The sequence below is a fragment of the Larkinella insperata genome (assembly GCF_026248825.1).
In the GTDB taxonomy this organism is placed as follows: Bacteria; Bacteroidota; Bacteroidia; order Cytophagales; family Spirosomataceae; genus Larkinella; species Larkinella insperata.
Genome location: NZ_CP110973.1, coordinates 6,164,278 through 6,189,724 on the forward strand (window position 1 = coordinate 6,164,278; position 25,447 = coordinate 6,189,724).

Annotated in this window: 20 protein-coding genes; 11 read left to right on the forward strand and 9 right to left on the reverse strand. The window is 53.3% G+C overall.

The window, feature by feature from the left end; all coding sequences use genetic code 11:
- Nucleotides 1-379: 379 nt before the first annotated feature.
- Complete coding sequence (gene feoB, locus OQ371_RS24875; RefSeq protein WP_265991158.1) at nucleotides 380-2,518, reverse strand: ferrous iron transport protein B; 2,139 nt, start codon at nucleotides 2,516-2,518, stop codon at nucleotides 380-382.
- A gap of 59 nt (nucleotides 2,519-2,577) precedes the next feature.
- The gene (locus OQ371_RS24880) at nucleotides 2,578-2,817 is read right to left on the reverse strand and encodes a FeoA family protein (RefSeq protein WP_265991159.1); all 240 of its coding nucleotides are present in this window, start codon (nucleotides 2,815-2,817) and stop codon (nucleotides 2,578-2,580) included.
- Between the two features lie 313 nt (nucleotides 2,818-3,130).
- On the opposite strand from OQ371_RS24880, the gene OQ371_RS24885 reads away from it, so the two are divergent.
- From OQ371_RS24885 to OQ371_RS24915, 7 genes are all read left to right on the forward strand, one after another.
- Entirely contained in the window at nucleotides 3,131-3,799 is a 669-nt protein-coding gene (locus OQ371_RS24885) for a heme exporter protein CcmB (RefSeq protein ID WP_265991160.1), read from the forward strand.
- A gap of 7 nt (nucleotides 3,800-3,806) precedes the next feature.
- Nucleotides 3,807-4,505 carry a cytochrome c biogenesis protein CcsA gene (gene ccsA, locus OQ371_RS24890; protein WP_265991161.1) on the forward strand — a complete coding sequence of 233 codons (699 nt, stop codon included), beginning with the start codon at nucleotides 3,807-3,809 and terminating at the stop codon, nucleotides 4,503-4,505.
- A 41-nt stretch (nucleotides 4,506-4,546) separates the two neighbouring features.
- A complete protein-coding gene (locus tag OQ371_RS24895; RefSeq protein WP_265991162.1) occupies nucleotides 4,547-4,753 on the forward strand; it encodes a CcmD family protein in 207 nt (68 codons plus the stop codon).
- 109 nt (nucleotides 4,754-4,862) lie between these two features.
- Entirely contained in the window at nucleotides 4,863-5,303 is a 441-nt protein-coding gene (locus tag OQ371_RS24900) for a cytochrome c maturation protein CcmE domain-containing protein (protein WP_265991163.1), read from the forward strand.
- A gap of 105 nt (nucleotides 5,304-5,408) precedes the next feature.
- The gene (gene ccsA / locus OQ371_RS24905) at nucleotides 5,409-8,060 is read left to right on the forward strand and encodes a cytochrome c biogenesis protein CcsA (RefSeq protein ID WP_265991164.1); all 2,652 of its coding nucleotides are present in this window, start codon (nucleotides 5,409-5,411) and stop codon (nucleotides 8,058-8,060) included.
- Nucleotides 8,057-8,284, forward strand: a complete 228-nt coding sequence (locus OQ371_RS24910) for a hypothetical protein (RefSeq protein WP_265991165.1) — start codon at nucleotides 8,057-8,059, stop codon at nucleotides 8,282-8,284. Before ccsA (OQ371_RS24905) ends, OQ371_RS24910 begins: the two co-directional genes overlap by 4 nt.
- A 123-nt stretch (nucleotides 8,285-8,407) precedes the next feature.
- Nucleotides 8,408-9,730, forward strand: a complete 1,323-nt coding sequence (locus OQ371_RS24915; protein ID WP_265991166.1) for a hemolysin family protein — start codon at nucleotides 8,408-8,410, stop codon at nucleotides 9,728-9,730.
- A 6-nt stretch (nucleotides 9,731-9,736) separates the two neighbouring features.
- On the opposite strand, the gene OQ371_RS24920 is transcribed toward OQ371_RS24915, so the two are convergent.
- Nucleotides 9,737-10,693, reverse strand: a complete 957-nt coding sequence (locus tag OQ371_RS24920) for a helix-turn-helix transcriptional regulator (protein ID WP_265991167.1) — start codon at nucleotides 10,691-10,693, stop codon at nucleotides 9,737-9,739.
- 238 nt (nucleotides 10,694-10,931) lie between these two features.
- Here OQ371_RS24920 and OQ371_RS24925 point away from each other — a divergent pair, with 238 nt between their 5' ends.
- From OQ371_RS24925 to OQ371_RS24935, 3 genes are all read left to right on the forward strand, one after another.
- The gene (locus OQ371_RS24925) at nucleotides 10,932-13,457 is read left to right on the forward strand and encodes a TonB-dependent siderophore receptor (protein WP_265991168.1); all 2,526 of its coding nucleotides are present in this window, start codon (nucleotides 10,932-10,934) and stop codon (nucleotides 13,455-13,457) included.
- Between the two features lie 243 nt (nucleotides 13,458-13,700).
- A complete protein-coding gene (locus OQ371_RS24930) occupies nucleotides 13,701-14,150 on the forward strand; it encodes a ferritin-like domain-containing protein (RefSeq protein ID WP_265991169.1) in 450 nt (149 codons plus the stop codon).
- Between the two features lie 81 nt (nucleotides 14,151-14,231).
- Nucleotides 14,232-14,684 (forward strand): ferritin-like domain-containing protein, encoded by a 453-nt coding sequence (locus OQ371_RS24935; protein WP_265991170.1) that lies wholly within the window; start codon nucleotides 14,232-14,234, stop codon nucleotides 14,682-14,684.
- A gap of 48 nt (nucleotides 14,685-14,732) precedes the next feature.
- On the opposite strand, the gene OQ371_RS24940 is transcribed toward OQ371_RS24935, so the two are convergent.
- Both OQ371_RS24940 and OQ371_RS24945 read right to left on the reverse strand, forming a co-directional pair.
- Nucleotides 14,733-15,077 (reverse strand): hypothetical protein, encoded by a 345-nt coding sequence (locus OQ371_RS24940; protein ID WP_265991171.1) that lies wholly within the window; start codon nucleotides 15,075-15,077, stop codon nucleotides 14,733-14,735.
- A gap of 279 nt (nucleotides 15,078-15,356) precedes the next feature.
- Nucleotides 15,357-16,130, reverse strand: coding sequence for a hypothetical protein (locus OQ371_RS24945; RefSeq protein WP_265991172.1), 774 nt, complete (start codon nucleotides 16,128-16,130; stop codon nucleotides 15,357-15,359).
- Nucleotides 16,131-16,310: 180 nt separating this feature from the next.
- Between OQ371_RS24945 and OQ371_RS24950 the strand changes: the two genes are divergently transcribed.
- The gene (locus tag OQ371_RS24950) at nucleotides 16,311-17,561 is read left to right on the forward strand and encodes a GTPase family protein (protein ID WP_265991173.1); all 1,251 of its coding nucleotides are present in this window, start codon (nucleotides 16,311-16,313) and stop codon (nucleotides 17,559-17,561) included.
- 60 nt (nucleotides 17,562-17,621) lie between these two features.
- Here the strand turns inward: OQ371_RS24950 and OQ371_RS24955 are convergent, their stop codons facing one another.
- From OQ371_RS24955 to OQ371_RS24970, 4 genes are all read right to left on the reverse strand, one after another.
- Nucleotides 17,622-18,479 (reverse strand): prephenate dehydrogenase, encoded by an 858-nt coding sequence (locus OQ371_RS24955; RefSeq protein WP_265991174.1) that lies wholly within the window; start codon nucleotides 18,477-18,479, stop codon nucleotides 17,622-17,624.
- A gap of 105 nt (nucleotides 18,480-18,584) precedes the next feature.
- On the reverse strand, nucleotides 18,585-19,742 hold the full coding sequence (locus OQ371_RS24960) for a pyridoxal phosphate-dependent aminotransferase (protein WP_265991175.1): 1,158 nt from the start codon (nucleotides 19,740-19,742) through the stop codon (nucleotides 18,585-18,587).
- 173 nt (nucleotides 19,743-19,915) lie between these two features.
- Nucleotides 19,916-22,588: an ABC transporter permease gene (locus OQ371_RS24965; protein WP_265991176.1), complete on the reverse strand. Its 2,673-nt coding sequence runs from the start codon at nucleotides 22,586-22,588 to the stop codon at nucleotides 19,916-19,918.
- A 133-nt stretch (nucleotides 22,589-22,721) separates the two neighbouring features.
- Nucleotides 22,722-25,352 (reverse strand): ABC transporter permease, encoded by a 2,631-nt coding sequence (locus tag OQ371_RS24970; RefSeq protein WP_265991177.1) that lies wholly within the window; start codon nucleotides 25,350-25,352, stop codon nucleotides 22,722-22,724.
- Nucleotides 25,353-25,447: the final 95 nt, after the last annotated feature.

Consider the following 25,447-nt stretch of genomic DNA (forward strand, 5'->3'; position numbering starts at 1 on the left):
GGATGGTATAACTACTCGAATTTGAAATCGCGTAGTTATACGCTTAACAGAATCGGGCTGATTGTCCAAATTTGCACTATATCCAACACCGAGTTACACCACACCATAATTTGTAAGTTACCATGAGAAATAGTGTCCCCAAAGAATGGAAAGTAAGTCGCCCAGGGCGTCGGGTCCGTTTTGAAATTGATCAGATCTCCTTACTTGGCGTATTGACCGTCATGATTTTTGCTTACATTCTTTTTCACTTTGTTTATCCGATCATCTCGAAAGGACTGCTCTGGTGACCGACAAAACCTTAAAGAATTAAATATAAGAAACAGATTTCATGCAGAGATGCGGCCCCAAGTGCCTGCTGCTCTTTTTGAAATCTGTTTTTTTATTTCATCAGCTGGTAAACCAGAAAAGCGGAAACATAAGCCAGCACGCTCATATACCCCAGCTGAATCAGCGGCCACTTCCAACCTTTTGTTTCGCGGTAAACAGTAGCAATGGTGCTCATACACATCATCGCAAAAACGTAAAAGACTAACAGCGAAAACGCTACCGCCGGAGTATACATCGGGCCGCCCGTCTCCGGATTTACTTCCGATGCCAGCTTCTGCCGAACCGTACTCTCATTTTCCCCATCGGCGCTGCCAATGCTGTAAATCGTCGCAATGGTTCCGACGAATACTTCGCGGGCGGCAAACGAGCTGATGAGGGCAATGCCAATTTTCCAGTCGTAGCCCAGCGGCTTAATGGCGGGTTCGAGGATTCTTCCGAACCGTCCGGCGTACGACGCTTCAAGCCGTTCGGAAGCAACCCGGTTTTCAATTTGTTCGGTTGGGAGGCTACGGTACTGCTGCCGCGCCCGGTTTTCGGCCTGCTCCATATCATCGCCGGGGCCGTAGGAAGCCAGCACCCAGAGTACGATGGAAATGGCAACAATAACCCGCCCAGCCTGCCAGACAAACGATTTCACGCTGTCCCACACCGTGATGCCAACGTGATTCCAGCGCGGCCACTTGTAAGTTGGCAATTCCATCACAAACAATCCTTTGTCGCGCGCCTTAACCAGTTTTTTAAAGACGTAAGCGGCTACCAGCGCAGCCACCAGGCCCAGCAGATAAAGTCCCATCATCACCAGACCCTGCATATTCAGAAAACCCAGTACGGTTTTTTCCGGCACAACCAGGGCAATCAGGATGGTATAAATGGGCAAGCGGGCGGAGCAGCTCATTAGCGGTGTCACCAGAATCGTAATCAGCCGTTCGCGCCAGGAGCCGATGCTGCGGGTAGCCATGATGGCCGGCACCGCGCAGGCGACTCCCGATATCAGGGGAACGACACTCCGCCCGTTCAGGCCAAACTGCCGCATAATACGGTCCATCAGAACCATCACGCGCGACATGTAGCCGGACTCTTCCAGCAACGAAACCAGAAAAAACAAAAAGGCGATCTGCGGGATAAATACCACGACGCCCCCCACACCGGCGATAATTCCGTCGGTCAGCAGATCGGTCAGCGGGCCTTCGGGTAGCTGTTCGTGCAGGGTCGTGTTTATCCAGGCTACCCCTTCGTCAATTCCATCGACAAACGGTTGCGCCCAGGCAAAAATAGCCTGGAAGATCAGCAGCAAGATGGTCAGAAAAATGGCGTACCCCCAGAACGGATGCAGTAGAATCCGGTCAATCCGCTGGCTCCAAGTGGGCTGGTCGAGCGGGCGGTTGTTGGTAACGGCTTCTTTGGCCACTTCGCCAATCCGCTCGTAACGGCCGATGGTTTCTTTGGCCTGAAAATCCAGCTCGTTAAAACCGTACTGATCAATCAGACCGTCCAGCCGAACCCGCTGCGGTTGATCGAGAAACGTAAAACCGTCGTGTTGAATGAGGTATTGCAGGGCAACGTAATTGTTGTCCAGGCGGTAGTTCTCCCGCACATCGGAGATCAGGCCCTTCATGTCCAGCCCCGGAGAGACGGTAGCCTGCGTGGGATCAAAAAAAAGCTTGCTGGTCACTACCGGCTCGCTTAGTTGCTGCTCAACGGCTTTTTTCAGCAGGTCGAGCCCCTCGCCCACCCGCGCGTTGATTTTCACAACCGGCACGCCCAGTTGCATCGACAACCGGACCGCGTTGATTTCCAGTTGCTGCTGCCGGGCAATATCCAGCATGTTGAGTGCCATGATCACCGGCACGCCCAAATCCTGAATTTGACTAAAAAGCAGGAGATTACGGTTTAGGTTGGAGGCATCCACCACCACAACGGCAACATCCGGGTAGTCGGGATGGCCGGGGTTGGCCAGGATATCGGTAACTACCTGCTCGTCCAGCGACTTGGGGTAAATGCTATACACCCCCGGCAGATCGACGATCAGGACTTCGGTTGTTCCGTTTAGAAAGGCCGTCCCCGACTTCTTATCGACCGTCACCCCGGGGAAGTTGCCCACTTTCTGGCGCAGACCGGTCAGTTGATTAAACAGCGATGATTTTCCGGAGTTCGGATTGCCCACCAGGGCGATGACTGGTTTTGATTTCAACGATTCAATAAGTATTGATAGCCGGAACCGGCGGGCAGTTCCGATCTATACAGTTCATGTTAGTCGACCAAAATGGTTGCGGCTTCGGCCTTCCGCATGGAGAGACAATATCCGGAAACATTCAGACAAATCGGATCACCCAGGGGCGCTTTGCAGTGCAGCGAAACCTCGGTTCCGGGTAGGCATCCCATTTCCAGCAACTTCAACGACATCCACTGATCACGAAACGACCGGATCACGGCTTTTTCACCGGGCTTCAAATCTGCCACACTGCGTATGCTCTCTTTCAGTTGGGCCATAGTCGTTCCAAAATTATTTAGAATTATTACAAATTAACGCAAGTTACGCCTTATCCATTCGCTTTCACAAGAAATAATTTAAAAAATGCGGGTACTACGAACCGGAGGACCTAAACGGCAAAAATAGTTGAAAGCAATGGATTCCGAAAACCCGGCTCTTTGTTACAAGCTTCTTGCCGATTTTGCGAAAAAACCGGCTTTCTTATCAAGCGGAACTGGGGTTTGTGTTGTAATTTTGTAAAATCTGGTATAACTAATTAGTAAGAAGTACTTCATTTCCGAACGATTGACGGGCTGATGCCCAAGGCTAGCAATGCAACAGATTGGTGTCCTGATCGGCAAAGAATTTCGACTGGAGTGGCGGCAACGCTACGCCCTGAACGGGATGCTGCTTTACATTGTAAGCACGGTTTTCGTCTGTTTTCTAAGCTTTAGTCTGCGCCGGAATCAACTGACCCCGATGGTCTGGAACGCCTTGTTCTGGATCATTCTGCTCTTTACGGCCATCAATGCGATTGCCAAAAGCTTCGTGCAGGAACGTTCCGGACGGCTTTTGTATTACTATACGCTGATCAGTCCGCAGAAAATAATCCTGTCCAAAATTCTGTACAATACGATGCTGATGCTGGTGCTGGCGGGGCTTGGGTTCAGCATTTACACGCTGGTGATGGGCGTACCCGGGCAGGACATGGACATGCCGCTGTTTGTGCTCAACCTGCTGCTGGGAGCCGTCGGGTTTGCCGCTTCGCTGACGCTGGTGGCGGGCATTGCTTCCAAGGCCGAAAACAGCGCAACGCTGATGGCGGTGCTGAGCTTTCCGGTGGTACTTCCGTTGCTGTTGATGCTGATTCGTGTATCAAAAAACGCACTTGATGGATTAGACCGTAGCGTTAGTCTGGACGAAATCGGTACTTTACTGGCAATTGACGCCATCGTCCTGGCGTTATCGGTAATGTTGTTTCCCTATTTGTGGAGAAGTTAAAATGACTATGAAAAAACATTGGTGGAAAGCCCTGGCCGTCGTCATCATGACGTACGTGATCTGGGTCGGTCTGATGGGTGACGTTCCCCGGCAACCCATTCTGAACGAGAGCATTCGCAACGTTTACTTCCACGTACCGTTGTGGTTTTCGATGGTAATTCTGATGCTGACTTCCATGATTTTCGCCATACGCTACCTGCGCAAAGGCCGTCTGGACGACGATCATATTTCCGTTGAATTTGCCAACAGCGCCATCTTATACGGTATTCTGGGCTGCGCAACCGGCTCGCTCTGGGCCAGCGTTACCTGGGGTGATCCCTGGCCGAACGACCCCAAGCTGAACAGCGTGGCGGTCGGGATGCTGATGTATTTCGCCTACCTGATCCTCCGGAATTCGTTTGACGATGAACTCCGGCGCGCGCGGGTTTCGGCGATTTATAACATTTTCGCCTTTGCGGTCTTCGTACCGCTCATCTTTGTGCTGCCCCGCCTGACCGACTCGCTGCACCCGGGCAACGGCGGCAACCCGGCCTTCGGACAATACGATATGGACAACGGGATGCGGCTGGTGCTGTACCCGAGCGTGATCGGGATGACGCTGATTGGCGTCTGGATTACGCAGTTGCGCGTCCGCCTACGCCGACTGCGCGACCGGCTGGACAACGTCAACGATTCCTTGCCCAAAGCGCATTCCACTGCGGAATGATTAACCGTTTAAACTTGTTATCACTTTACACTGCTCACTGTATGCTACATAGATTTCTGGTTCTTTGCTTTTTACTGTTGCTGTCGTTCAGCAGCCAGGCTCAGGAGATTGAGATGGCCGACCGGCTGCGGGCCGATGGTAAAATCTGGGTTGTAGTGGCCGTTTTTCTGGTCACGTTTGCTGGGGTACTTATTTACCTCATCCGACTGGACACGAAAATCAGTAAGCTGGAAAAAGAGATTAAGTGAACCCTTGCTAAGCGAAAAGGAGAAACGAATGAGGAAAAACTGATTGTTGTCATTCGCATTTCAGTCATCATTCCTAATCTTTCCTTCTCCAATTCTTTCCTGTATAAAAATGAAAAAAACACATATTCTTGGGATTATCATCATTGCGCTGGCCATTGGTATCATCATCTCAACGGCCGGAGATGCCAGTTCATACGTTTCCTTCACGCAGGCGGCTGAAATGGCCCAAAGTGGTGAAAATGACGGTGTTCACGTTGTCGGCAAGCTGACCAAAGACCCACAAGGCCAGATTACCAACATGGTGTATCAACCCCAGATTGATCCCAATCACTTCGAATTTACGCTGGTCGACAACGAAAACCGTACGCAGAAGGTGGTTTACAATGCCCCCAAACCGCAGGATTTCGACCGTTCAGAGCAGGTGGTCGTTATCGGCTCAATGGATGGTGATCACTTCCGTGCCGATAAAATTCTCCTGAAATGCCCGTCGAAATACCAGGAAAACAAACTGGAAACGAAGGAGTACGAAGCGAAAAAAGCAACGATGTAAGATGGTTGTAACGGGCGGAATGGTTGGCGGGTCCGGATGGTTTTTAACCCTGGAAGCCATCGAACCATTTCAACCAAAAAGTCCCATTCCTTTAGTCATTCAATCATGATTCATACGACGGTTGGTCAAATTGGCCACTTTTTTGTAATTCTTTCTTTTGTAACCTCCCTGATGGCGACGGCGGCCTATCTGCGGATTTCGCTGGCGGGCAACGATCTTCTCCAGAACAAACGGGAGCTTACGCAATGGCGCTGGCTGGCCCGGGGATCTTTCTACGTCCACGGCCTGACCATCCTGGGAATTGTCGGCAGCCTTTTCTACATCATTTTCAACCATTACTACGAATACCATTACGCCTGGAGCTATTCGTCGCGGGCTTTACCGGCGGAATACGTTCTCTCGAGCTTCTGGCACGGCCAGGAAGGGAGTTTTCTGCTCTGGCTGTTCTGGAATGCAGTACTGGGTGTTATTCTGATCCAGACTAACCGGGACGACCGCACCAACGGTACGCGGCAGTGGGAAGCGCCCATGATGACGGTTTTTGCGCTGGTGCAGGCCTTTCTGGCGTCCATGATTCTGGGCGTGGTCTTCGGCGATACCTTCAAGATCGGCAGTTCGCCGTTTCTGCTGCTACGGGAAGCCATGCCGGATGCGCCAATTTTCACCAGCAACCCTAATTACATTCCGGAAGACGGCAAGGGAATGAACCCACTGCTGCAGAATTACTGGATGGTGATCCACCCGCCGACCCTGTTCCTGGGGTATGCTACTACGCTGATTCCTTTTGCGTTCTGCATTGCCGGTTTGTGGAAAAACGAATCGAAAGAATGGATTCGTCCCGCCCTGCCCTGGGCGTTGTTTTCGGCGATGGTATTAGGCGTCGGAATTCTGATGGGTGGTTACTGGGCTTACGAAACGCTCAATTTCGGGGGGTATTGGAACTGGGACCCGGTCGAAAACTCGGTGTTGGTTCCCTGGATGGTGCTGGTCGCGGGCATTCACGCCATGCTCATTGCCAAAAAGAGCTCAACGGGTTTGAAAACGGCCATCATTCTGTCGGTTTCCTGCTTTCTGCTGATTCTGTATTCCACCTTCCTGACCCGCAGCGGTATTCTGGGAAACTCCTCGGTGCACTCCTTCACCGATTTAGGCTTGTCGGGCCAGCTGCTGATTTACATGCTGGCTTTTATGGCCATTGCCATTGTCCTGATCTCGGTAAAGTGGAAACTGATCGAGAAAGACGAAGAAGAAACCTCGGTTTACTCGAAAGAATTCTGGCTTTTCATCGGCGCTGTTGTGCTCTGTCTGGCCGGTTTCCAGATTTTAAACACCACCTCCTTCCCGGTTTACAATAAAATTGGCGAAGCTTTTGGCTTCAACCCCAATATTGCCATGCCGGCCGATCAGGTGGCCCACTTCAACAAATTTCAGGTTTGGTTTTTCGCGGTGATCGCAGTTCTGACGGGAATTGGGCAATACGTCTGGTGGCGTAAAACCGCAAAAAATAACCTGAACGCACTGATTACCCCCGCAGTCATTTCGCTCCTGATCAGCGGTGGGCTGATTGCCTACGGAAACATCACCAAACCGGCATTCATGGCGCTGCTGACGACCTCCGTTTTTGCCGTGGTGGCCAACTCAAGCATTCTGTTCGGGGTTGTTCGGGGCAATTACAAGCTTTCGGGCGGGGCGGTCACCCACATTGGTGCGGCCCTGATGCTGATTGGCGTCCTGTTTTCGTCGGGTTACTCGAAAATTGTGTCCATCAACAACACCGGTTTGCTGATTTCGAAAAGCGAAGATTTCACGAAAAACGACAACAAGGAGAACAAGGAAAACGTCATTCTGTGGTTGAATCAGCCCCAGAAAATGAGCGGTTACCTGCTGACTTATCGTGGACAGCGGATCGAAATTCGCGGGGTTCCGGATTACGTCCCTCGCAACTGGGTTGAACCGCTCCTGGGTGCCAGCCCGGAATTCAGCTACCACGGTATTGCCCTGCGGGACATTGAGCAAAAAGGCAAGCTTTATCATAAAAAAGGCGATACCGTAGCGCTGCACCCCGAAAATACCTACTACGAGGTTGAATACCGGGAACCAGGTGGCAAGGTCTTTACGCTGTTCCCGCGCGGGCAGATCAACGAGCAGATGGGCGCGGGCGGTTTCCTGCCTTCCCCCGACATTCGCCGGATGCCGGAGAAAGACCTCTACACCTACGTGGCTACAGTTCCTGACCCCAGCAGCGAAGGCACCTGGAGCCCCGCCGAAACGTACCGGATTGCGCCCCGCGATACCTTCTTCGTCAACGATTACGTAGCGGTTTTTGATAACATCGAGCAGACCCGCGAAGTCGACGGGACTCCGCTGGGCCCCAACGACGCGGCCGTGAAGGCCGTGGTCCGGGTGTTGGACAAGGAGCGGGAGTACGTCCTGAAACCCGCATTCATCATCAAAGACCGGATGGTGGGCCGGAAGTCGGAAACAAACGAAGAACTTGGCCTACGGCTTCAACTCGATGAAATCGATCCGCGGACGGGCCTGTTTACCTTTACCGCCAACACCACCCAGCGCGATTACATTGTGATGAAGGCGAAGGAAATGCCGCTGATCAATCTGCTCTGGATCGGAACGTTTGTGCTGGTGATTGGCTTTACAATGGCGGCCATCCGGCGATACCGTGAATTCACCAAAATGCGGGACAAGGATAAAAAGAAACCGCCCGTTGTGGTGAAACAGCCCTCCGTAAACCGCATATGAAGATTACAGAAACCGTTCTTGGTGCGCTCTCCCTCGGTTGTCTTATCCTCTGGGTGCTAGAGGTCAGGCGGACGGGCACATTCGGCGAACACTACTGGCTCCTGATGCTATGTCTGGCCTTTTTGCTCGCTTTTATGTATGTTCGTGGGGTACACCTGAACCGGCCCGAACAAAAACCGTCGGTTTCAGTTAAAGCGAACAAACGCAAAAAAAAGAAGTCCTGAATCGGGACGGTCTGGAGTGGGATTCCACGGAGGAAGCGATTGGCTAAGATGATACTTGTATCCTAGTACATCCTTCCTCCGTGGAATTGCCGTTCAAGACGATTTCGCTTCAGATGATCGTGTATGGAATCATACAGCATTCTGCTCGGGGCTTTAATCGCCCTGATACTGGCCGGTTTCTTCTCGGCAGTCGAGATGGCCTACCAATCGGTCAACCGGCTCTATTTTGAGCTTCACAGCAAACAAGGCCCCCTGGGTGAGAAACTGGTTTCGGCCTTTTTAAAACAACCCATCCTGTTTGTGGGCACTACGCTGACGGGCAACACCCTGTTTCTGGTGTTGTACGGTGTGCTGGGCGTAACGGTTTTAAATCCCATCCTGGCGGCTTATCTCCCAGATTTGCTCACGCACCCGGTCACGCTCATCGTGATCGAAACCTTCATCCTCACGTTTCTCTTCATGCCCTTTGGTGATTACGTGCCCAAAAGTCTGGCGCTGATACATCCCGATGCGCTCATGGAACGGCTGGCGATTCCCATCTGGATTATTTACAAGGCCATTGCTCCCATTGTCCGGCTGATGGTCTGGCTAACCAAAGGCATCGTCAAAATTATTCCCGGCAGCAAATATTCCGAGATTCGGCCGGTATTCGGGCTGATTGATCTGAACCACTACCTCCAGCAGTTCAACCAGCAGAAACAACCCGACCAGAACGACGAGGAAGAAATTGATATTGACACCGAAATCCTAAACAATGCCATCGACTTCCGCAATGTGTCGGTGCGGGATTGCATGATTCCGCGGACGGACATTACGGCCATCGAGGTAGACGATAGCATCGAAAAACTTAAGCAGTGCTTTCAGGAGAGCGGCCATTCCAAAATTGTAGTGTACCGCGACAACATCGACGATGTGATCGGCTACTGCCACGCCCTGTCGCTGTTTCAGAAGCCGCAAACCATTGAAAGCATTCTGACCCCGATCCGGGTGGTTCCGGATAGTATGCCCGCCCGGCTGCTGCTCGAGAAATTCCTGGCCGAACGCAAAAGTCTGGCGCTGGTGGTCGATGAATTCGGCGGCACGTCGGGGCTGGTCAGCGTGGAAGATCTGGTCGAACAGATTTTTGGCGAGATTCAGGACGAATACGACACCAACGAAGACTGGGATGAACGCCAGCTCGACGATCACACCTGGCTGCTGAGCGCCCGGCACGAAATTGAAAGCTTAAATGAAAAATACGGCTGGGACATTCCCGAAGGTGATTACGATACGCTGGGCGGTCTGATTTTAGCCGTCAACGGTGAGATTCCGAACGTGAGCGATGTGATTAAAATGCCGCCCTTTACCTTTACCATCCTGTCGATGAACGAAGCCCGGATTAACCTGGTCAAGGTGTCGACGGACCCGGATGGCGACGATCAGCAAAGCGATCCGGACGAGGACTGAGCGGGTTTACTTGTGCAGTTCACTCGGCAGGCTGTTGAAATACCGTTTGTAGGCCGCCGTGAAGTGGGCGTGGTTTTTATACCCGACCAGGTGCGCAATTTCGCCAATCGAACGGTCCTCCCCCAGCAACCAACGACGGGCCTGCTCCATCCGTAACTGGTTGACGTACCCGTAGATGGTCGTTCCCCACTGCTCTTTAAATCCTTTTTTGAGTTTGAATTCGTTCAGGCCGGTCAGCCGGGCCAGCTCCAGAATTGTCGGCGGTTTCTGGTAATTCTCTTCCAAAATCTCGCGGGCTTCCTGAATTTTCCGCCTGTCATCTCCTTTCAGGGCGATACTCAGAACGCCATCCGCGTTGATCTGCTCGAGCTGGAGCATGAGCAATTCCAGCACCTTCGCTTCTAGAAACAACTTTTTCAAATCCCCGGTCCGCTGGCACTGCCGGATATCCTGAATGACCCCCTTCATGGCGGGGGTAATGCAACGGTTGGAGGCATCCATGTACAGCGCGTTGCCGTGTTTGATGCGCCGGGAAAAATCGGCGTGCAGGTGGCTGGCCTGCGATAGAATCGTAAAATAAACTTCTTTGGGAATGATGACCGTAAAGTACGAAACCGACTCACCTGCCGCCGTCAGATTGTAGATACTTTCCGAGTCGGGCAGGTAGCCGATGGTGTGCTGGTTGGTAAAAAAGCACCGCTTTTCCCCGGCTTTCACGTCAATGGTGTTGGCACCCTTCAGAAGAAAATGCATCTGGATGGCTTCTCCCTCGGTTGTCTTCGTAAGCTGAACGGATTTCGTCAGACGAAAATCAATGTCGGCAATCATAAAAGCCCCCGCATTGATCTGATTCTCGGCAATCTCGCCAATGGCTTCGTGCTGAAAAAACACCTGCTTTTCCGCTAGTTTCAGACCCGGTTTCTTCACTTCCGCTAGGGATTGCTGGCAAAGCCAGTTTTCCATTCCCTTTATTTTCACATCCAACTTCATAGTTAATCCCGATCGCGATACTAATTATCCTTCTTGCGATACCTACCGCAGCCAGTTCATCTACAAATTTGCATATATTTTTAATCAGTCTAAATAGTGTTATGCAACTATTTATTGGCCATCAGTAACTTCTTGTATTTCACCAACGGACCCTGTTTAAAGTCCTATTGGTCACTCCGTATCAATCCCAACTTCCTCTTCATACCATACCATGTACCGACGTTTTATTCTGCTAAGTTTCTGCCTGTTGCTGGTTCAATTTGCTTCGGCACAGACGGCTTCTTCCGTTATTGAAGGAAAAGTTTCCATTGACGACGACAACCCGTTGCCCTACGCATCAGTCGTTCTGGAAGGCACCCGCTACGGTGTCTCGACCGACGAGTCTGGTTATTTCAAAATTCAGCAATTGCCCGCCGGTCTATACCGGGTAAGGGTATCGGGCGTTGGTTTTAAAAACAGTATCCGCAGGGTGCAACTGAAAGACAGCGAAACCGTTAGCCTGACGTTTAAGCTGACGGCGGCCACCAACGAACTGGAAGTGGTGGAGGTGTTTGGCGCGCGCGACAAGCAACCGGAAAAACTGGACGCCATCACCCGCCTGCCGCTCAAGCCGAGCGACCAGATTCAGAGCATTTCGGTCATTTCCAACAAACTCATCGAGCAGCAGGGCGCCCTGACGGTCATCGAAGGCGTCCGCAACGTGCCCGGCGTTTATACCTACTCCACCTACGGCGGGGTGAAGGAAAGCATTTCGTCGCGCGGTTTCCGGGGCATTCCGACGCTGAAAAACGGGGTTCGCGTGATGACCGATTTCCGGGGCATGGGCTACCCGACCGATATGCAGGGCGTCGAAAATATTCAGGTTCTGAAAGGTTCGGCAGCCATCACGCAGGGCCTGGGACAAGCTTCCGGGCAGGCAACGGACCTGGGCGCACCGGGTGGTCTGGTCAACGTGGTTACCAAGACGCCCAAGTTTGTGAACGCCGGATCGGTTTCGCTCCGGGCCGGTAGCTGGAATCTATTCCGGCCTACCTTCGACGTTCAGGGACTGCTCAACGAATCCAAAACCATTGCGTTCCGGATTGACGGCGCTTACCAGACGGGCGGAAAATACCGCAAGGGCATGGAAAAGGAGTCGTTCTACATCAACCCGTCGCTGGCGTTTCGGCCCAACGAAAAGACCTTCATTACGCTGGAAATGGACTTCTATAACGTCAATGAAACCATCGACGCCGGTACGGTTAACCTGTCGGTGATGCCCAACCCGGCTTTTGACCCGACCCGACCGGCGGGCCGCAACAACGTTCGGTTTCTGACAAACATGACCAACGACATTTACGACATCCCGGACAACCGGATGCTGGGTTTTAAATCGGACATTTCGACGGTACGGCACAGCACCTACACCGCCAGCTTCCGCCGGTACCTGGACGACGCCAACAAACTGTACATTCGGGGGGCGGTATACCGCTCCGTCTACGACTCCGACGCAATCCGGACGTCCCTGACTCCGCTGGCCAGTAAACCCGATACGAACGACGTAAAGGTGAACCTGTACACCCGATCGATCAGCCATAACCTGCCGCGGCTCGACAAAAACTCCGTGGTTCAGTTCGACCTCGTTGGCGACCAGATCGAAACCGGTGTTCTGAAACACACCTTCATGGTTGGCGCCGATTATAAAGTGACGGACCTAACCGAAATGACGTACAATACCATCGCGATTCCGGGCATCATCGACGTGTTCCGACCCGAAACGATTAGCAACACGCTCCCTTACGGTACGGCCAATTTCACCAAAACCGGTGAAACCATCAGCCGAACCACCAACATGGGCGTTACGGCGCAGGATGTCGTTTCGCTGAACGACTGGCTGAAAGCCTTCATCGGCGTTCGGTACAGTTCAAACCAGAGCAGTTCCCCGCTCAATTCGGCCTTTACGCGCACGCATTTCTGGAATCCGCTCGGTGGCCTGATGGTTTCGGTGAAGAAAGGACTGAACCTGTTTGTTTCCTACACGAACAGCACGCGCCCCGAAAACGTCAGCCAGGTGGATGAAGCCGGTAACACGTTTGGAAACAGCTCCGTTAACCAGTGGGAAGCCGGGGTCAAATCCGACTGGCTGGACAACCGCCTGCGCTTCAACCTGACGCTGTACCGAATCGAGCAGAGCAACCTGATCGAGCAGTTGTACGACATCAACAACAACGCCATCACGATCAACGGCCGCAACGTCTACCGCGCCAGTGGCGACGACCGGCGGCAGGGCGTGGAGGTGGAACTGACGGGCCGGGTGCTGACCAACCTGGAAGCCATTATCGGCTACTCGTACATCAACGCCCAATACCGCAATACGGTGGTGAACGTCGAAGGCTCCGCGCCCAACAATACGCCCAGCCACACCTACAACGCGTGGTTGAACTACACCGTTGCGAAAGGTCCGCTGAAACGGCTGAACATCGGTGCTGGTCTGTATTACCTGGGTTCGCGGCCATACAACGACTGGACGCAGGTTGGTTACACTACCCACGGCCTCGACACCAGCAAAGAACCTTGGTACAACCAGGCATACACCCTGCTGAATGCGCAGTTGGGTTACCAGTTCAATCAGCAGTGGGGTCTGCGGGTAATTGCCAACAACCTGCTGGACAAAGTGGGGTACGATGCCTACCGCACTTCCTTCATCGACAAAATCCAGCCCCGTAACTTCTCGGGCGTTGTTTCCTACCGCTTCTGATTTCAGTTTTAGCTCAACTCATCCGAAGACATGGCCGGTATTACTGGTCATGTCTTTTTTATTTTCCCGTCCGGATGGTCAGGCCGCTCAGTGGCCGCGCCAGCAGCGACGCTCCCGGTGCTACGGAGTATTTAAGTTCGACTCTTACAATCGGCATCCCTGGCGATAGAATCAAATCCCTGAAACCGGGCAAACATTTGTCCGAAAGATCAGTTTTAGAAACAGATTATTAAACCTTACAAAATGATTTCGAACGAAGAAATTGTTGATTCGCTCAACGAGCTGGTCAAGATCAATAACGACCGCATCCAGGGCTACGAAAAAGCCGTTGAAGATACCAAAGACGCTAATCTCGACGATATTTTTCGCCACAACATCATCCAGAGCCAGCAGTTCCGCAGTGAGCTGGCCGACCACATCGTCCGGATTGACGGTTCGGCTGTATCGAGCGCCACTTCAACCGACATTTCCAGCAAAATTCACCGGGCCTGGATCGACATCAAAACCGCGCTAACCGGTAGTGACGAGCAGGCGGTGTTAAGCTCGGTTGAATTCGGGGAGAATGCCGCCGTGGAAGCTTACGAAGAGGCCATCGAAAAAGACCACATTCCGGCTTACATCCGCGAGGTGTTGCAAAAACAGCTTGAGCAGCTGAAAACGGCCCGCGATCGCGTGGTGGCTCTGCACAAGTAATTGAATACAAACTGAAATGAGTTGAAAACAGGTACCCGCTGCCTGTTTTCTTTATGTTATTCATCCTAACGATCAATCGCCATGACAAACGACGAAATTGTTGACTCCTTAAACGACCTGGTCAAGATTAACAACGACCGCATCAATGGATTTGAAAAAGCCGCTGTCGACATCGAAGACGCCGAGCTGGCTTCCCTGTTTAAAAACCTGACCTCGCAAAGCCGGAAATTCCGGAGCGAACTGGCCGACAACGTCGTTCGGATGGGCGGTGAAGTGCCGGGGATCGACGAAACCAGCACCGGCAGCAAAATTCACCGGGCCTGGATCGACATCAAATCCGCGTTCACGGGCAAAGACCGTCACACCGTTCTGGAATCCTGTGTTTTTGGCGAAAATGCCGCCGTTGAAGAATACGAGGAAGTGCTGGAAGACGAAGACATTCCGGCTTATATCCGCCAGACTCTCAGCACGCAACTCGACGAACTCCGCCAGACGCGCGATCAGATCGCAACCCTGCGCAACGTGACCGAGTAATTACTTGAATCATGGAACCTACCAGAAAAAGGTAGGTTCCATGATGGCTTATTTTCCCTTCCTTCCCAAGCCCGTCGAAATCGAGTCCAGCGTGTCGGCCAATTCCTGCAACTTATCCTTTACGCCATCTTCGGCACCGTCCAGACTTTTGCGCGTTAGCTTAGCGAGCGAATGCAACGACTCGGCAATCTGAAGATTTTTTCCCGTTGCCAGAGCCTTCTTAAGTTGCTCCAGTTCGTCCGAAATGTCATCAAATACCAGGTTGCCCGATCCGAGCGCCCGTACCCATTGATCAATAAAGCTGTTCGCCATCGGCTGCAAATGAACCGGATCGGTGTTCAGTTCCCGAACGGTAATGTTCAGAAGCTGGTCTGCATTTTGTGCTTGGGTCATAGCATTGAAAAAGATTGTTGAACAGACACAAGGTACAACGATTGTCCATTACTTTCACTTTTCAGGGGCCATTTTTCACTAAGCCAAGAAAAACCTAAACAAAACCGTTTACCTTGCTTCCTGACCTCCTCCCTGGAGAAAGCGTCATCCAACTTTTGGTAAAGCTATTGTACCCAAAACCTACTCTACCGGGCTTGCCCGTCGGATCAGCCCCGCAGGAAAACAAAAAAGGCAATCCAAGCTGGATTACCTTTCTGACTATCATTTCATAGTACTTAATCAATACTCATACCGTACGATGCCCGCTACCATGGCACACAACAGCGGGTTATTTACCTTGGTTTCCTCGGTTGAAAGCCGTCCCTTTTTATCGTACGTTTTTTCAATTAACGCAAGAAGTTCTTCGCTATTGGGCATCCGCTCACTGATTTGCCGACGGTTTCCGGCAAAGGAATGCGTAAAATACCGCGTTGCTTTATCAGCGTTCGAATACCAGGTTTCGCGGATCAGCACTTTATTTTTGTATTCATATTCCACCCGGTGACTGAATTGCTGGCGGGCATCATACCACCTCTGGCCCGTTTTTTTGCCGTCTTTGTATTCGTATTCTACCGAGCCCGTCAGCACGCGCTGCTCCGGGTTATGCTGGTTAAAATACGACCGTTCGGCTTTCAAAACCCCGTTTTCGTAATCGTATTCCGACTCGTCATAGGCCGTCCACTTCCCATCCGCCCCGTACTTGCCGTAGCGGATCTTGCCCACCAGGTTGCCGTGTTTGTTGTAAATCTGCTCCACATACGCCAGGACTTCTAGGTTACCGCCCGGCACCCGGCCCAGGTAGTCAATCCGGGTCTGCTTTCCATCTTTGTTGTAGGTATACTGCTCAATATTGACCGGACTTTCACACTCGCCTGAGTTACAAAACACTTTCCGAAGCGGAGAAGACTCATCGTTATAGGTATTGTCCCCCGGCTCAATGCCAAATTCGGAGGACTCATTCTGGCAGGCAAACCACAACAAAGCGGAAAATAAAAGAAGTAGTCGATTCTTCATAGAGATCAAGGATTTGGTCGTTAGCAGACTAGACTCCGATTCTGCCTGAACCGTTGGAAACGTGGCACCGTCAAAAGAATAAAACCGCAGATTAGCGGTACAATTTAACCGATAATGGAATTTCCGTAAACATTTCGCCTATTAATTATCTATACTTGATAACAAGAATTCTCTTCTACCATGAGTCAACCCCTGCAATCCCAGCTCAGTGAAGTTCTTCAGAAACTGGAATCCTTGCTGGAACGTGTCCCCGAAGCCGTCGCGAAAGAAGTTCGCCAGCAGATACGCGAATTCCGCCAGATCCTGGTCGATACCCGCCCTCCGCGCTTTGCGCTCGTTGGTCGGCGGGGCAGCGGAAAATCATCACTCATTAACGCCATTTTTGGTCAGAAAATCGCGCAGGTCGGTCACGAGAAGGCCCAAACCGGCGAGGCCACGTGGTGGCCCTATTCGGGCGAACTGGGCTCCATCGACATTCTGGACACACGGGGGCTGCAGGAGGGTTCGCGCCCCGACGAAGCCGATGCCGCATCCTCCCCCATCGAATCAATCCTGACGGCGTTGCGGGAAAAAGCCCCGGACATCATCCTGTTCCTGATCAAAGCCACGGAAGCCGACGCCGGAATCGACCACGACCTGGAGGCCCTGAAAACAATCAGCCAAACCGTCGAAAAAGTCCATAATTACCGTCCGCCGGTTATGGTGGTGGCCACACACTGCGACACGCTTGAACCCAAAAATGTGCGTTTGCACAAACCCGAAGAAGAAGATCCGGACGATTTGCAGGAAAAGCGGGAGCGCGTTGCCGTGATCGAAAATCACCTGCAGGCCAAATTTGAAGCGGATTCGTATTTAAAAGAGTCCCTGATTACCGTGCTGGGGGTATCGTCGTACCAATCCTGGAAAAACGACGTGCTCCGCTCCGACGAACGCTGGCGCATCGACACGCTGCTGGATTATCTTTTCAACGAGTTGCCGAAAGAAGGCAAGCTGGCCTTCGCCCGGTTGAGTCAGATTCAAACCCTGCAGGAGTCGATTGCCAATCGCCTGACGCAGATCGTTGCGGCCATTTGCGGAGGTATTGCCGCCGTGCCCATCCCGTTCGGCGACATTGTGCCCATCACGGCCCTACAGGTTGCCCTCATCAGCGCGATTGCCTACGTAGCCGGACGGCAGTTGAGCCAGGAAACCGCCAAAGAATTTCTGACGGCCATCGGGGCTACCATCAGCGCCGGGCTCATGCTGCGGGAAGTGGCCCGGGCTTCCATCAAGTTTCTGTTTCCGGGCGGGGGCAGCGTCATTTCCGCTGGAATTGCCAGTTCGGCAACATTGGGCATCGGAAAAGCCGCCACGGCCTACTTCATCCAGAACCTGAGCATCGAGAAAGCCCGGCAAATTTTTGAGGGCGAGCGAAAAAAAGCGAAGGCGTAAGCAGCAGCAATAACCCCGACCGGATGGGCCGAAAAACGTTGCCAATCCGGTCGGGAAGCCTTATTTCCGGTCGATTCCTTCCAGCACCCGCCGAATCTGGTTGGCGCGGGCCATAAACTCCGAGGAATCCTTCAGGTTCTGCTCGTCGATCAGCACTTTAAACTGCTTCAGAAACTCGATGTAATCGCCCAGCGCCTGGGAAACGTTAGTCCGGTTCTGGTCAAAAATCGGCGCCCACATCTGCGGGGAGCTTTTCGCCAGCCGAACCGTCGAGCTAAAACCCGTGCTGGCCATGTCGAAAATGGCCTGTTCGTCTTTCTCCTTCTCCAGGACCGTCAGCCCCAGCGCAAACGAGCTGATGTGGCTCAGGTGCGACACGTAGGCCAGGTGCAGGTCGTGTTCCTGCGGGTTCATGTAGAACAGCTTCATGCCGATGTCGCTAAACAGCGCTTCCACCAGCTTCAGGCTGTCGTAATGGCTTTTCGCGCGGTCGCAGATGATGAGGTTTTTACCGGGCAGCAATTCCCGAAAAGCCGCCCCCGGACCGGAATTTTCGGTGCCCGCCATCGGGTGAACGGCCACAAACTGCGCCCGTTTCGGATGCGCATCGGCCAATTGGCAAATCAGCCCTTTGGTCGAGCCAAGATCCGTAACCGTAGCGCCTTCCGGCAGGAGATCCAGCACCGGCGGCAGTAAGTCCAGAATGGCGTTAACCGGCGTCGCCAGCACCACCAGCGTACTGACGGCCACGGCTTCGGCCAGCGGTTTCATCTCGTCAACGATGCCTTTGGCCAGGGCCAGTTGCCCGTGGACGGGGGAAGCATCCACCCCCACAAACTTGGCCTTCGGGTATTTTTCCCGAACTGCCAGGGCAAACGAGCCGCCCAATAACCCAACTCCTACAATCGTAATGGTCATATTTTCCATCTCCGCTAACCTCCACTCTCCGTTGCTTAACTCCGCGAAATGATTAAGAGAACTGTTTCGCGGAGTCAAGCAGCGGATTAAAGAGTTGAGCAGAGGTTATTTTGAGATTCGGTGTACGGCTTCCCAGATGCGTTCTTTCGGCATGCAGAGCGACAACCGGATGTAGCGGTTGCCTTTCGGACCGAAGATGAAGCCGGGGGCAATGAATATGTGCTTGTTGTAGAGCAGATCGTCTACCAACTGCTCGGCAGACGGGACCTCATTGGGCAACTTAGCCCAGAAGAACATGCCTTCTTGATCGTCGGCGTAGGTGCAATCCAGCGCGTCCAGAAAAGCCGTAGCGGCTTCGAGCCGGCCTTCGTAGACGGCGTTGCGCTCCTGGTGCCACTCATCGGGGTTGCCCAGCGCTTCGGCAGCCGCGTCCATCACGGGTTTAAACATGCCGGAATCCACGTTGCTTTTGATCGACAATACCGCATCAATGTACGGTTTCGACGCGGCCATCCAGCCAACCCGCCAGCCCGCCATGTTGTGCGATTTGCTCATCGAGTTCAGCTCAATGGCGACATCTTTCGCCCCATCGATGGAAAGCAGACTAAGGGGCGGCTTTTTGTTCAGAATCAGGCTGTACGGATTGTCGTGGCAGAGCAAAATCCGGTGATCGTTGGCAAACCGGACGGCTTTTTCAAACAACTCCCGCGTGGCCGGGGCGCCCGTCGGCATGTGCGGATAATTGAGCCACATGATCTTGGTTCGGTCGGACACCCGCCCCGCCATCGCCGGCCAGTCCGGTTGCCAGCCCTGGTTTTCCAGCAGCGGGTATTCCTTCACATTGGCCCCCACCATCCGGCTCACGGCGCGGTAGGCCGGGTAGCCCAGCTCCGGTACGAGCACTTCGTCACCGTCGTTGAGAAACGTCAGCGAAATATGCGTAATGCCTTCTTTGGAACCCAGCAACGGCAGAATTTCCGTTTCCGAATCGAGCAGAACCTGATACGTATGCGCGTAATATCGAGCAATGGCACTCCGGAGGTCGGGCGTACCTTTATAATTTTGATAACCGTGGGCGTTGGCCTGCGCAGCCGATTGGCTTAACGCCTGGAGGGTGTTGGCAGAGGGCATCATGTCGGGGTTGCCGATGCCCATGTTAATCACGTCGTGCCCGGCCGCCAGCAGTTTACGTACTTCGGCCAGCTTGACCGAAAAATAGTATTCCTGCGTTTGTCCGGCGCGGTGAGCTACTGGAATTATCATTGCTTGATCGAGTCGCCGAAGCGACGAATTACACGGATAAAATAACGGAGCCGCAAAGGTACGGTATTTCCGTGTAAAACATCCTGAACCGGGATTGCACAGATTGGAGGATTAACCCCGGATGGCTCCCTAATTCTTTGCCATCGTCGTTACCCGTGCAATCCCGGTTTCAATTATTCACTCCGCAGACTCTTGACGGGGTCCGCCAGGGCCGCGCGGATGCTCTGGAAGCTGATGGTGACGAGCGCAATGGCAATGGCCAGCAAACCGGCCAGGGCAAAGACCCACCACTCCATGTCAACTTTGTAGGCAAAATCTTTCAGCCACTCGTTCATGGCCCACCAGGCAACGGGCGCGGCCAGCAGCAGGGCAATAAACACCAGCTTCAGGAAATCTTTGGACAGCAGGGCGACAATGCCGGCCACCGACGCGCCCAGCACTTTCCGGATGCTGATTTCTTTGGTGCGCTGCTCGGCCGTAAATGTCGCCAGCCCAAACAGGCCCATGCACGAGATCAGAATTGCCACGGCGGTGGCGGTATTGACCAAGCGGCCGGTTTTCTGCTCTTTTTCGTACAGCTTGGCAATCTGTTCATCCAAAAACTCGTACTCAAATTTTTTGTCGGGATGCACGGCTTTCCACTGTTCCTCGATACGCGCCAGTGCTTCTTTCAGTTCGCCGGTCGATCTGCCCTGTAGCTTGACGCCAAGGTTACGGGCCTGCGGCATATGGCCAATGAAAGCCGGATCAATTTTGGCGTGGAACGATTGCTCATGGAAATCGGCCACGACGCCCACAATCGGGTATGGCTTGCCGTCAAATTCCACGACCTTGTTCAGCGCATCTGCCGGTTTGCGAAAACCCAGGCGTTTGGCGAAGGTGGAATTGATGACCAGTTCCCGAAGCGAATCGCTTTTCTGGTAGTTGCGCCCGGCCAGCAAACGAAGGTTGTAAAGCGGAATGAAATTCTCGTCGCCCACTTTCGCCGACACGTCCAGTTCAACCTCTTTTTTGCCGTAATACTTCATTTTGGTTGTCATGTAACTCATGCCCATCGGCGGAAACCACTGCTTCGTGACCCGTTCCACGCCCGCCAGCTGTTTGATTCGTTCGGCCAGCAGGTCGGTTTTTCCCGCCCGCCCGGAATGCACTTCAATGATGGCGTCGGTTGAAAAGCCCAGGTCTTTGTTGCGGATGTAGTTGAGTTGCCGCTCCACAATGAGTGTTCCGATGATAAAAATGAGGGAAACCGTAAACTGGAAGACAATCAAGGTTTTACGCAGGTAGCCTTTTTGCCCGCCCACCAGCGCGCTTTGTCCTTTCAGCGTCAGCGCGGGCAAATACGACGACAGCACCAGCGAGGGGTAAAAACCGGCCAGCAACGCCGTACAAACCGTCAGGCCCAGCAGAAACACGCCGGTTTCCGGGCTAACTAAATCAAACGATAAGCCTTTCGGGGTAAGCGACTGAAAAGCCGTAAGGATGGGGTTAACAAGCACCAGCGCCAGGATTACCGCCAGCAAAGTCAGCAGGAACGTTTCGCTTAAAAACTGAATGACCAGGCTTTTCCGGCTGCTGCCCAGCACCTTCCGTACGCCCACCTCTTTGGCCCGCTGCACCGACTGCGCCGTCGATAAATTGATGAAGTTGATGGCGGCAATCAGCAGGATAAACACCGCTACCCCCATCATCCCATACAGGGTCGGCAGATGCGCTTTTCGGGAGTAATTATCCACGTAACCAGCGTCAAAATGCAGATCGGCAAGCGGTTGCAGCCCCGGCGTAAACTTGAATTCTTTCGGAAAATGCTTCCGGGAAAACTGCTGAAAAGCCGCCTTGAATTGCTCAGGACGGGCGCCTTCGGGCAATTTGACATATGCCTGCGAAGCCGACCAGATGTCTTCCCACTGATCGAGGTTAATGCTTTTCTTCATCAGGCTGCTGCGAACCGTCGCCATCGAAATAAAGTCCGTGAACGTCAGATCCGTCGGTTTTCCCCACTCCCTGACAATGCCCGAAACCTTAACCCGAACCGAATCCCAATAGATGACCTGCCGACCCAGCATCTGTTCCAGCGGCAGGTCGCCAAAATAGTTGCGGGCTTTCTGTTCCGACAACACGAGTTGAAACGGTTCGTTGAGGGCCGTTTTCGGATTACCGGCCAGCCACTGGTACTGGAAGATTTCGAAATACTGCGGGTCGGCCACGATCATTTCCGCATTATCAACCCCATGGCGCCGGTGTTCAAACCGCTTCGGCTTCCCGGTTCCCTCCGGGATCAGCACCTCCGACTCGATGTTGTGAAAAGCCGCCACCGTACCCAGCCCGGCCACCTCCTGCCGAACAGCCGCCGGAACGGCATTTGGAATAAATCCGACCGGGTGCCAATCCGCCGTGGGGCCGTGTTTTGCCTCACCCACCAGCCGGTAAATTCGCGCCCGGTCCGGATGGAACGTGTCGAAGCTCAGTTCATAGTCCGTAATCAGGTAGATCACCAGACAAGCCGTTACACCCAGACTCAGCCCCAGGAGGTTGATCAGCGCGCTGACTTTGTGTTTGGTAAGGTTGCGAAACGAGGTTTTGAGGTAATTGCGAATCATGACGGGATGCAGAAAAGAAGGGTTTGAATAGTCTCCAAAGCTCCGAACCGCCTTCGGACGTTTCAGCGCAAACGGTTTTATAAATCTCAGCACATTTAGAAAATACCGGCGGTTGGCTTGCGCAACACCCGCCCGCGCCACATCCCGCCCGTAGCGCTCGTGCAGATCGCCCTGAATCTCCTCCAGCAAGTGAGGAGCACAGAACAGTTCCAGCAGACGGACGGCCAATTGGGGCGGGTTTTTCATAAGTTAAGAGTGAAGAGTTAACAGTGAAGAGTTAATCGTACCAGCGAACCAGGCCGAACAAGGGGGCGACAGCTTCATAAGCTAAGTTGTTTTCTTCTTGACACATAACTCTTAACTTTTAACTATTCACTACTCACTCGCTTCGCAGTGACTTGACCGGATTCATCAGGGCGGCTTTGATGCTCTGGAAACTGATTGTCAGCAGGGCAATGCCGGTGGCCAGCAAGCCGGCCAGGGCGAAGACCCACCATTCCATGCCAATTTTGTAAACGTAGGTTTGCAACCACCGGCTCATGGCAAACCACGCCAGGGGCGAAGCAATCACAATGGCGACCAGCACCAGTTTGAGAAAATCCTGCGAAAGCAGCCCGACAATGCTCGGCACCGATGCCCCCAGCACTTTCCGGACGCCAATCTCCTTGGTGCGCTGCTCGGCCGTGAAAGCCGCCAGCCCAAACAGGCCCAGGCAGGAGATGAAGATGGCCAGAAACGCAAAGTAATTCGCCAGCGTACCCACCACGGTTTCGCTCCGGTAAAGCTTCTGAAAGGCATCATCGGCAAACCGGTAGGAGAACGGAAATTTTGGGTTCAGTTGCTTCCAAGCGGTTTCCAGACTCGCCAGCGCCTGCCGGGTCTGGCCGGGTTTGGTGCGAACGATGATGTTTTTTCCGGCAGCCTGCGGACTGAGTTTGGCAATAAACGGTTCAATGGCAATGTGCAGCGAACTCTGGTGAAAGTCGGCCACAACACCGACGATGGTACCGGTTTTACCCCACATCGTCAACGGTTTGCCGATCGGTTGCTGGTAACCAATCCGGCGGGCCGCCGTTTCGTTGATCAGATACCCCACCGAATCGGTGCTGAACTCCTTCGAGAAATCCCGCCCGGCTACGTTCACCTTCAGCGTTTTTGTAAAATCGTAATCCACCTGCGAAAACTGGAACTGAATGCTGGTGCTGGGGTCTTTGCCCGGCCATTGCACGTTGCCGGTGCTGCCAAAGCTGTTGGTCGGCGTACCGTCCATGTAGGTCATGGTCTGAATACCCGGCATGCGGAGCAGCTCCTGCTTGAACGTTTCGTATTTTTCGGCCAGATCGCCCTCCGCCGACAGGTAAATCAAGTCTTCACGGTCGAAACCCAGGTTTTTGGTCTGGATAAAATCAATCTGCCGGTAGACCACCATCGTACCGATGATGAGCAGCATGGACAAGGCAAACTGAAAGACCACCAGCCCCTGCCGAAACAGCCGGGCCCCGGCACCAAACCGGATGCTTCCCTTCAGCACCCGGATCGGGTTGAGCGAAGACAGGAAAAGGGCTGGGTAACTTCCGGCAATCAGGCCGGTGACGAGCGTCATCCCCAGCAACGTAAGCCAGAACGAAACCTGCGTCAACTGAAAAGAAATGTGTTTATCGGTCAGTTCGTTGAAAAGGGGCAGCAGCAGCCAAACCACCAGCACGGCCCCCATCAGGGCCAGCGACGCCAGCACCAGCGCTTCGCCAATAAACTGCCCGATGAGCAGGCTCCGCCCGGCTCCGACCACCTTCCGAACTCCCACCTCACGGGCCCGTTTGACCGACCGCGCCGTGGCCAGATTCATGAAATTGATGCAGGCAATTAGCAGAATAAACACCGCCACGATGCCAAACAGCCGGACGTATTCGATACGCCCCCCGTCCTGGTACCCATTTTTGAAATTCGAATAAAGATACGCTTCCTGAAACGGTTGCAGAAAAAGCTGAATGTCTAACCCCTTTTGCACCATCCCCGGATTGCGGCTTTTCAAAAACGACTTCATTTTAGCCTCCAGCCGGGCCGGATCGGCCGGAACCCCGTTGCGATCGGTGCGGAGCATGATGCGGGTTTCCGGGGCGTTGGTCCCCCAGTCTTTCAGCCACTCGTTGCGCCTGAGAAAGTCCGCCCAGCTGAGCAGGTAGTCGTACCGGTCGGAGCTGTTGTGGGGAATGTCCTCAAAAACCGCACTGACCTGATAGTCGTCTTTGTTGTCAATCCGGATGCTTTTGCCAACGGCCTCCTCAGAGCTGCCAAAGTAGTTTTGGGCCATTTTCCGGGAGATGGCAATGTAATTGGGCGCACTCAGGGCCGTCTCGGCGGTTCCGGCCAGCAGCGGCAGGCTGTACATCCTGAACCAGTCGGCGCCGACAAACCGCCCTTTTTCCTTGTTGAGTTTTTCGCCCACCGCGAACGTGTGCTGGTCTTCCCACGAATACCCGGCTGCGTAGGCAATCTCCGGAAATGATTTTTTCAACTCCTCCGCCAGCAAACCGGGCGTTCCCGAACCGGCTTCCACTTTTCCGTCGTAAAACTGGCGCTCCATGACGTTGTACAACTGCGGCCCGTTGGCGTGGTCGGCATTCACACTGAATTCGTCCTGAATCCAGAGGCCGATGAGCAGGCTGCACGCCATGCCCAGGGCCAGCCCCAGGATGTTAATGGCCGAAAATGACTTGTTGTGGGCGATGTTCCGCCAGGCGATTTTCAGGTAATTGCGAATCATACTTATGTTCATCAAATTTGCTGTTGGATACTCGTTGGGTATTCGTTTGAGGAAAAACGGCCCACCGGCCCGGGGCTTCAAGAAACTCAGGACTTCGCGCCCATATTGCCGCCGGGCGTAGGCCAGGCCAAACAACCACCGGTTGCGTAGAAACCGCTCGTACAAATCCCCCTGCACCTCCTCCAGCAAGTGGGGTGCGCAGAAAAATTCCAGAAGCCGTTGGGCCCAGCGGGGCGGATTTTGCATAGTGAAGAATTAAGAGTTATGAGTTAATCGTACCAGCGAACCGGGGACGACAAAAGCGGAGCGACAGCTTCATAGTCTTAGTTTATTTCTTTTAA

Coding starts and splice junctions, on each gene's coding strand:
- OQ371_RS24960 (WP_265991175.1), bottom strand. CDS start 19,742: ATGATAATTCCAGTAGCTCACCGCGCCGGACAAACGCAGGAATACTAT.
- OQ371_RS24930 (WP_265991169.1), top strand. CDS start 13,701: ATGATTTCGAACGAAGAAATTGTTGATTCGCTCAACGAGCTGGTCAAG.
- OQ371_RS24885 (WP_265991160.1), top strand. CDS start 3,131: ATGCAACAGATTGGTGTCCTGATCGGCAAAGAATTTCGACTGGAGTGG.
- ccsA (WP_265991161.1), top strand. CDS start 3,807: ATGAAAAAACATTGGTGGAAAGCCCTGGCCGTCGTCATCATGACGTAC.
- OQ371_RS24945 (WP_265991172.1), bottom strand. CDS start 16,130: ATGAAGAATCGACTACTTCTTTTATTTTCCGCTTTGTTGTGGTTTGCC.
- OQ371_RS24895 (WP_265991162.1), top strand. CDS start 4,547: ATGCTACATAGATTTCTGGTTCTTTGCTTTTTACTGTTGCTGTCGTTC.
- OQ371_RS24915 (WP_265991166.1), top strand. CDS start 8,408: ATGGAATCATACAGCATTCTGCTCGGGGCTTTAATCGCCCTGATACTG.
- OQ371_RS24925 (WP_265991168.1), top strand. CDS start 10,932: ATGTACCGACGTTTTATTCTGCTAAGTTTCTGCCTGTTGCTGGTTCAA.
- OQ371_RS24920 (WP_265991167.1), bottom strand. CDS start 10,693: ATGGAAAACTGGCTTTGCCAGCAATCCCTAGCGGAAGTGAAGAAACCG.
- ccsA (WP_265991164.1), top strand. CDS start 5,409: ATGATTCATACGACGGTTGGTCAAATTGGCCACTTTTTTGTAATTCTT.
- OQ371_RS24970 (WP_265991177.1), bottom strand. CDS start 25,352: ATGCAAAATCCGCCCCGCTGGGCCCAACGGCTTCTGGAATTTTTCTGC.
- OQ371_RS24900 (WP_265991163.1), top strand. CDS start 4,863: ATGAAAAAAACACATATTCTTGGGATTATCATCATTGCGCTGGCCATT.
- OQ371_RS24935 (WP_265991170.1), top strand. CDS start 14,232: ATGACAAACGACGAAATTGTTGACTCCTTAAACGACCTGGTCAAGATT.
- OQ371_RS24950 (WP_265991173.1), top strand. CDS start 16,311: ATGAGTCAACCCCTGCAATCCCAGCTCAGTGAAGTTCTTCAGAAACTG.
- OQ371_RS24965 (WP_265991176.1), bottom strand. CDS start 22,588: ATGAAAAACCCGCCCCAATTGGCCGTCCGTCTGCTGGAACTGTTCTGT.
- OQ371_RS24940 (WP_265991171.1), bottom strand. CDS start 15,077: ATGACCCAAGCACAAAATGCAGACCAGCTTCTGAACATTACCGTTCGG.
- OQ371_RS24880 (WP_265991159.1), bottom strand. CDS start 2,817: ATGGCCCAACTGAAAGAGAGCATACGCAGTGTGGCAGATTTGAAGCCC.
- OQ371_RS24955 (WP_265991174.1), bottom strand. CDS start 18,479: ATGACCATTACGATTGTAGGAGTTGGGTTATTGGGCGGCTCGTTTGCC.
- OQ371_RS24910 (WP_265991165.1), top strand. CDS start 8,057: ATGAAGATTACAGAAACCGTTCTTGGTGCGCTCTCCCTCGGTTGTCTT.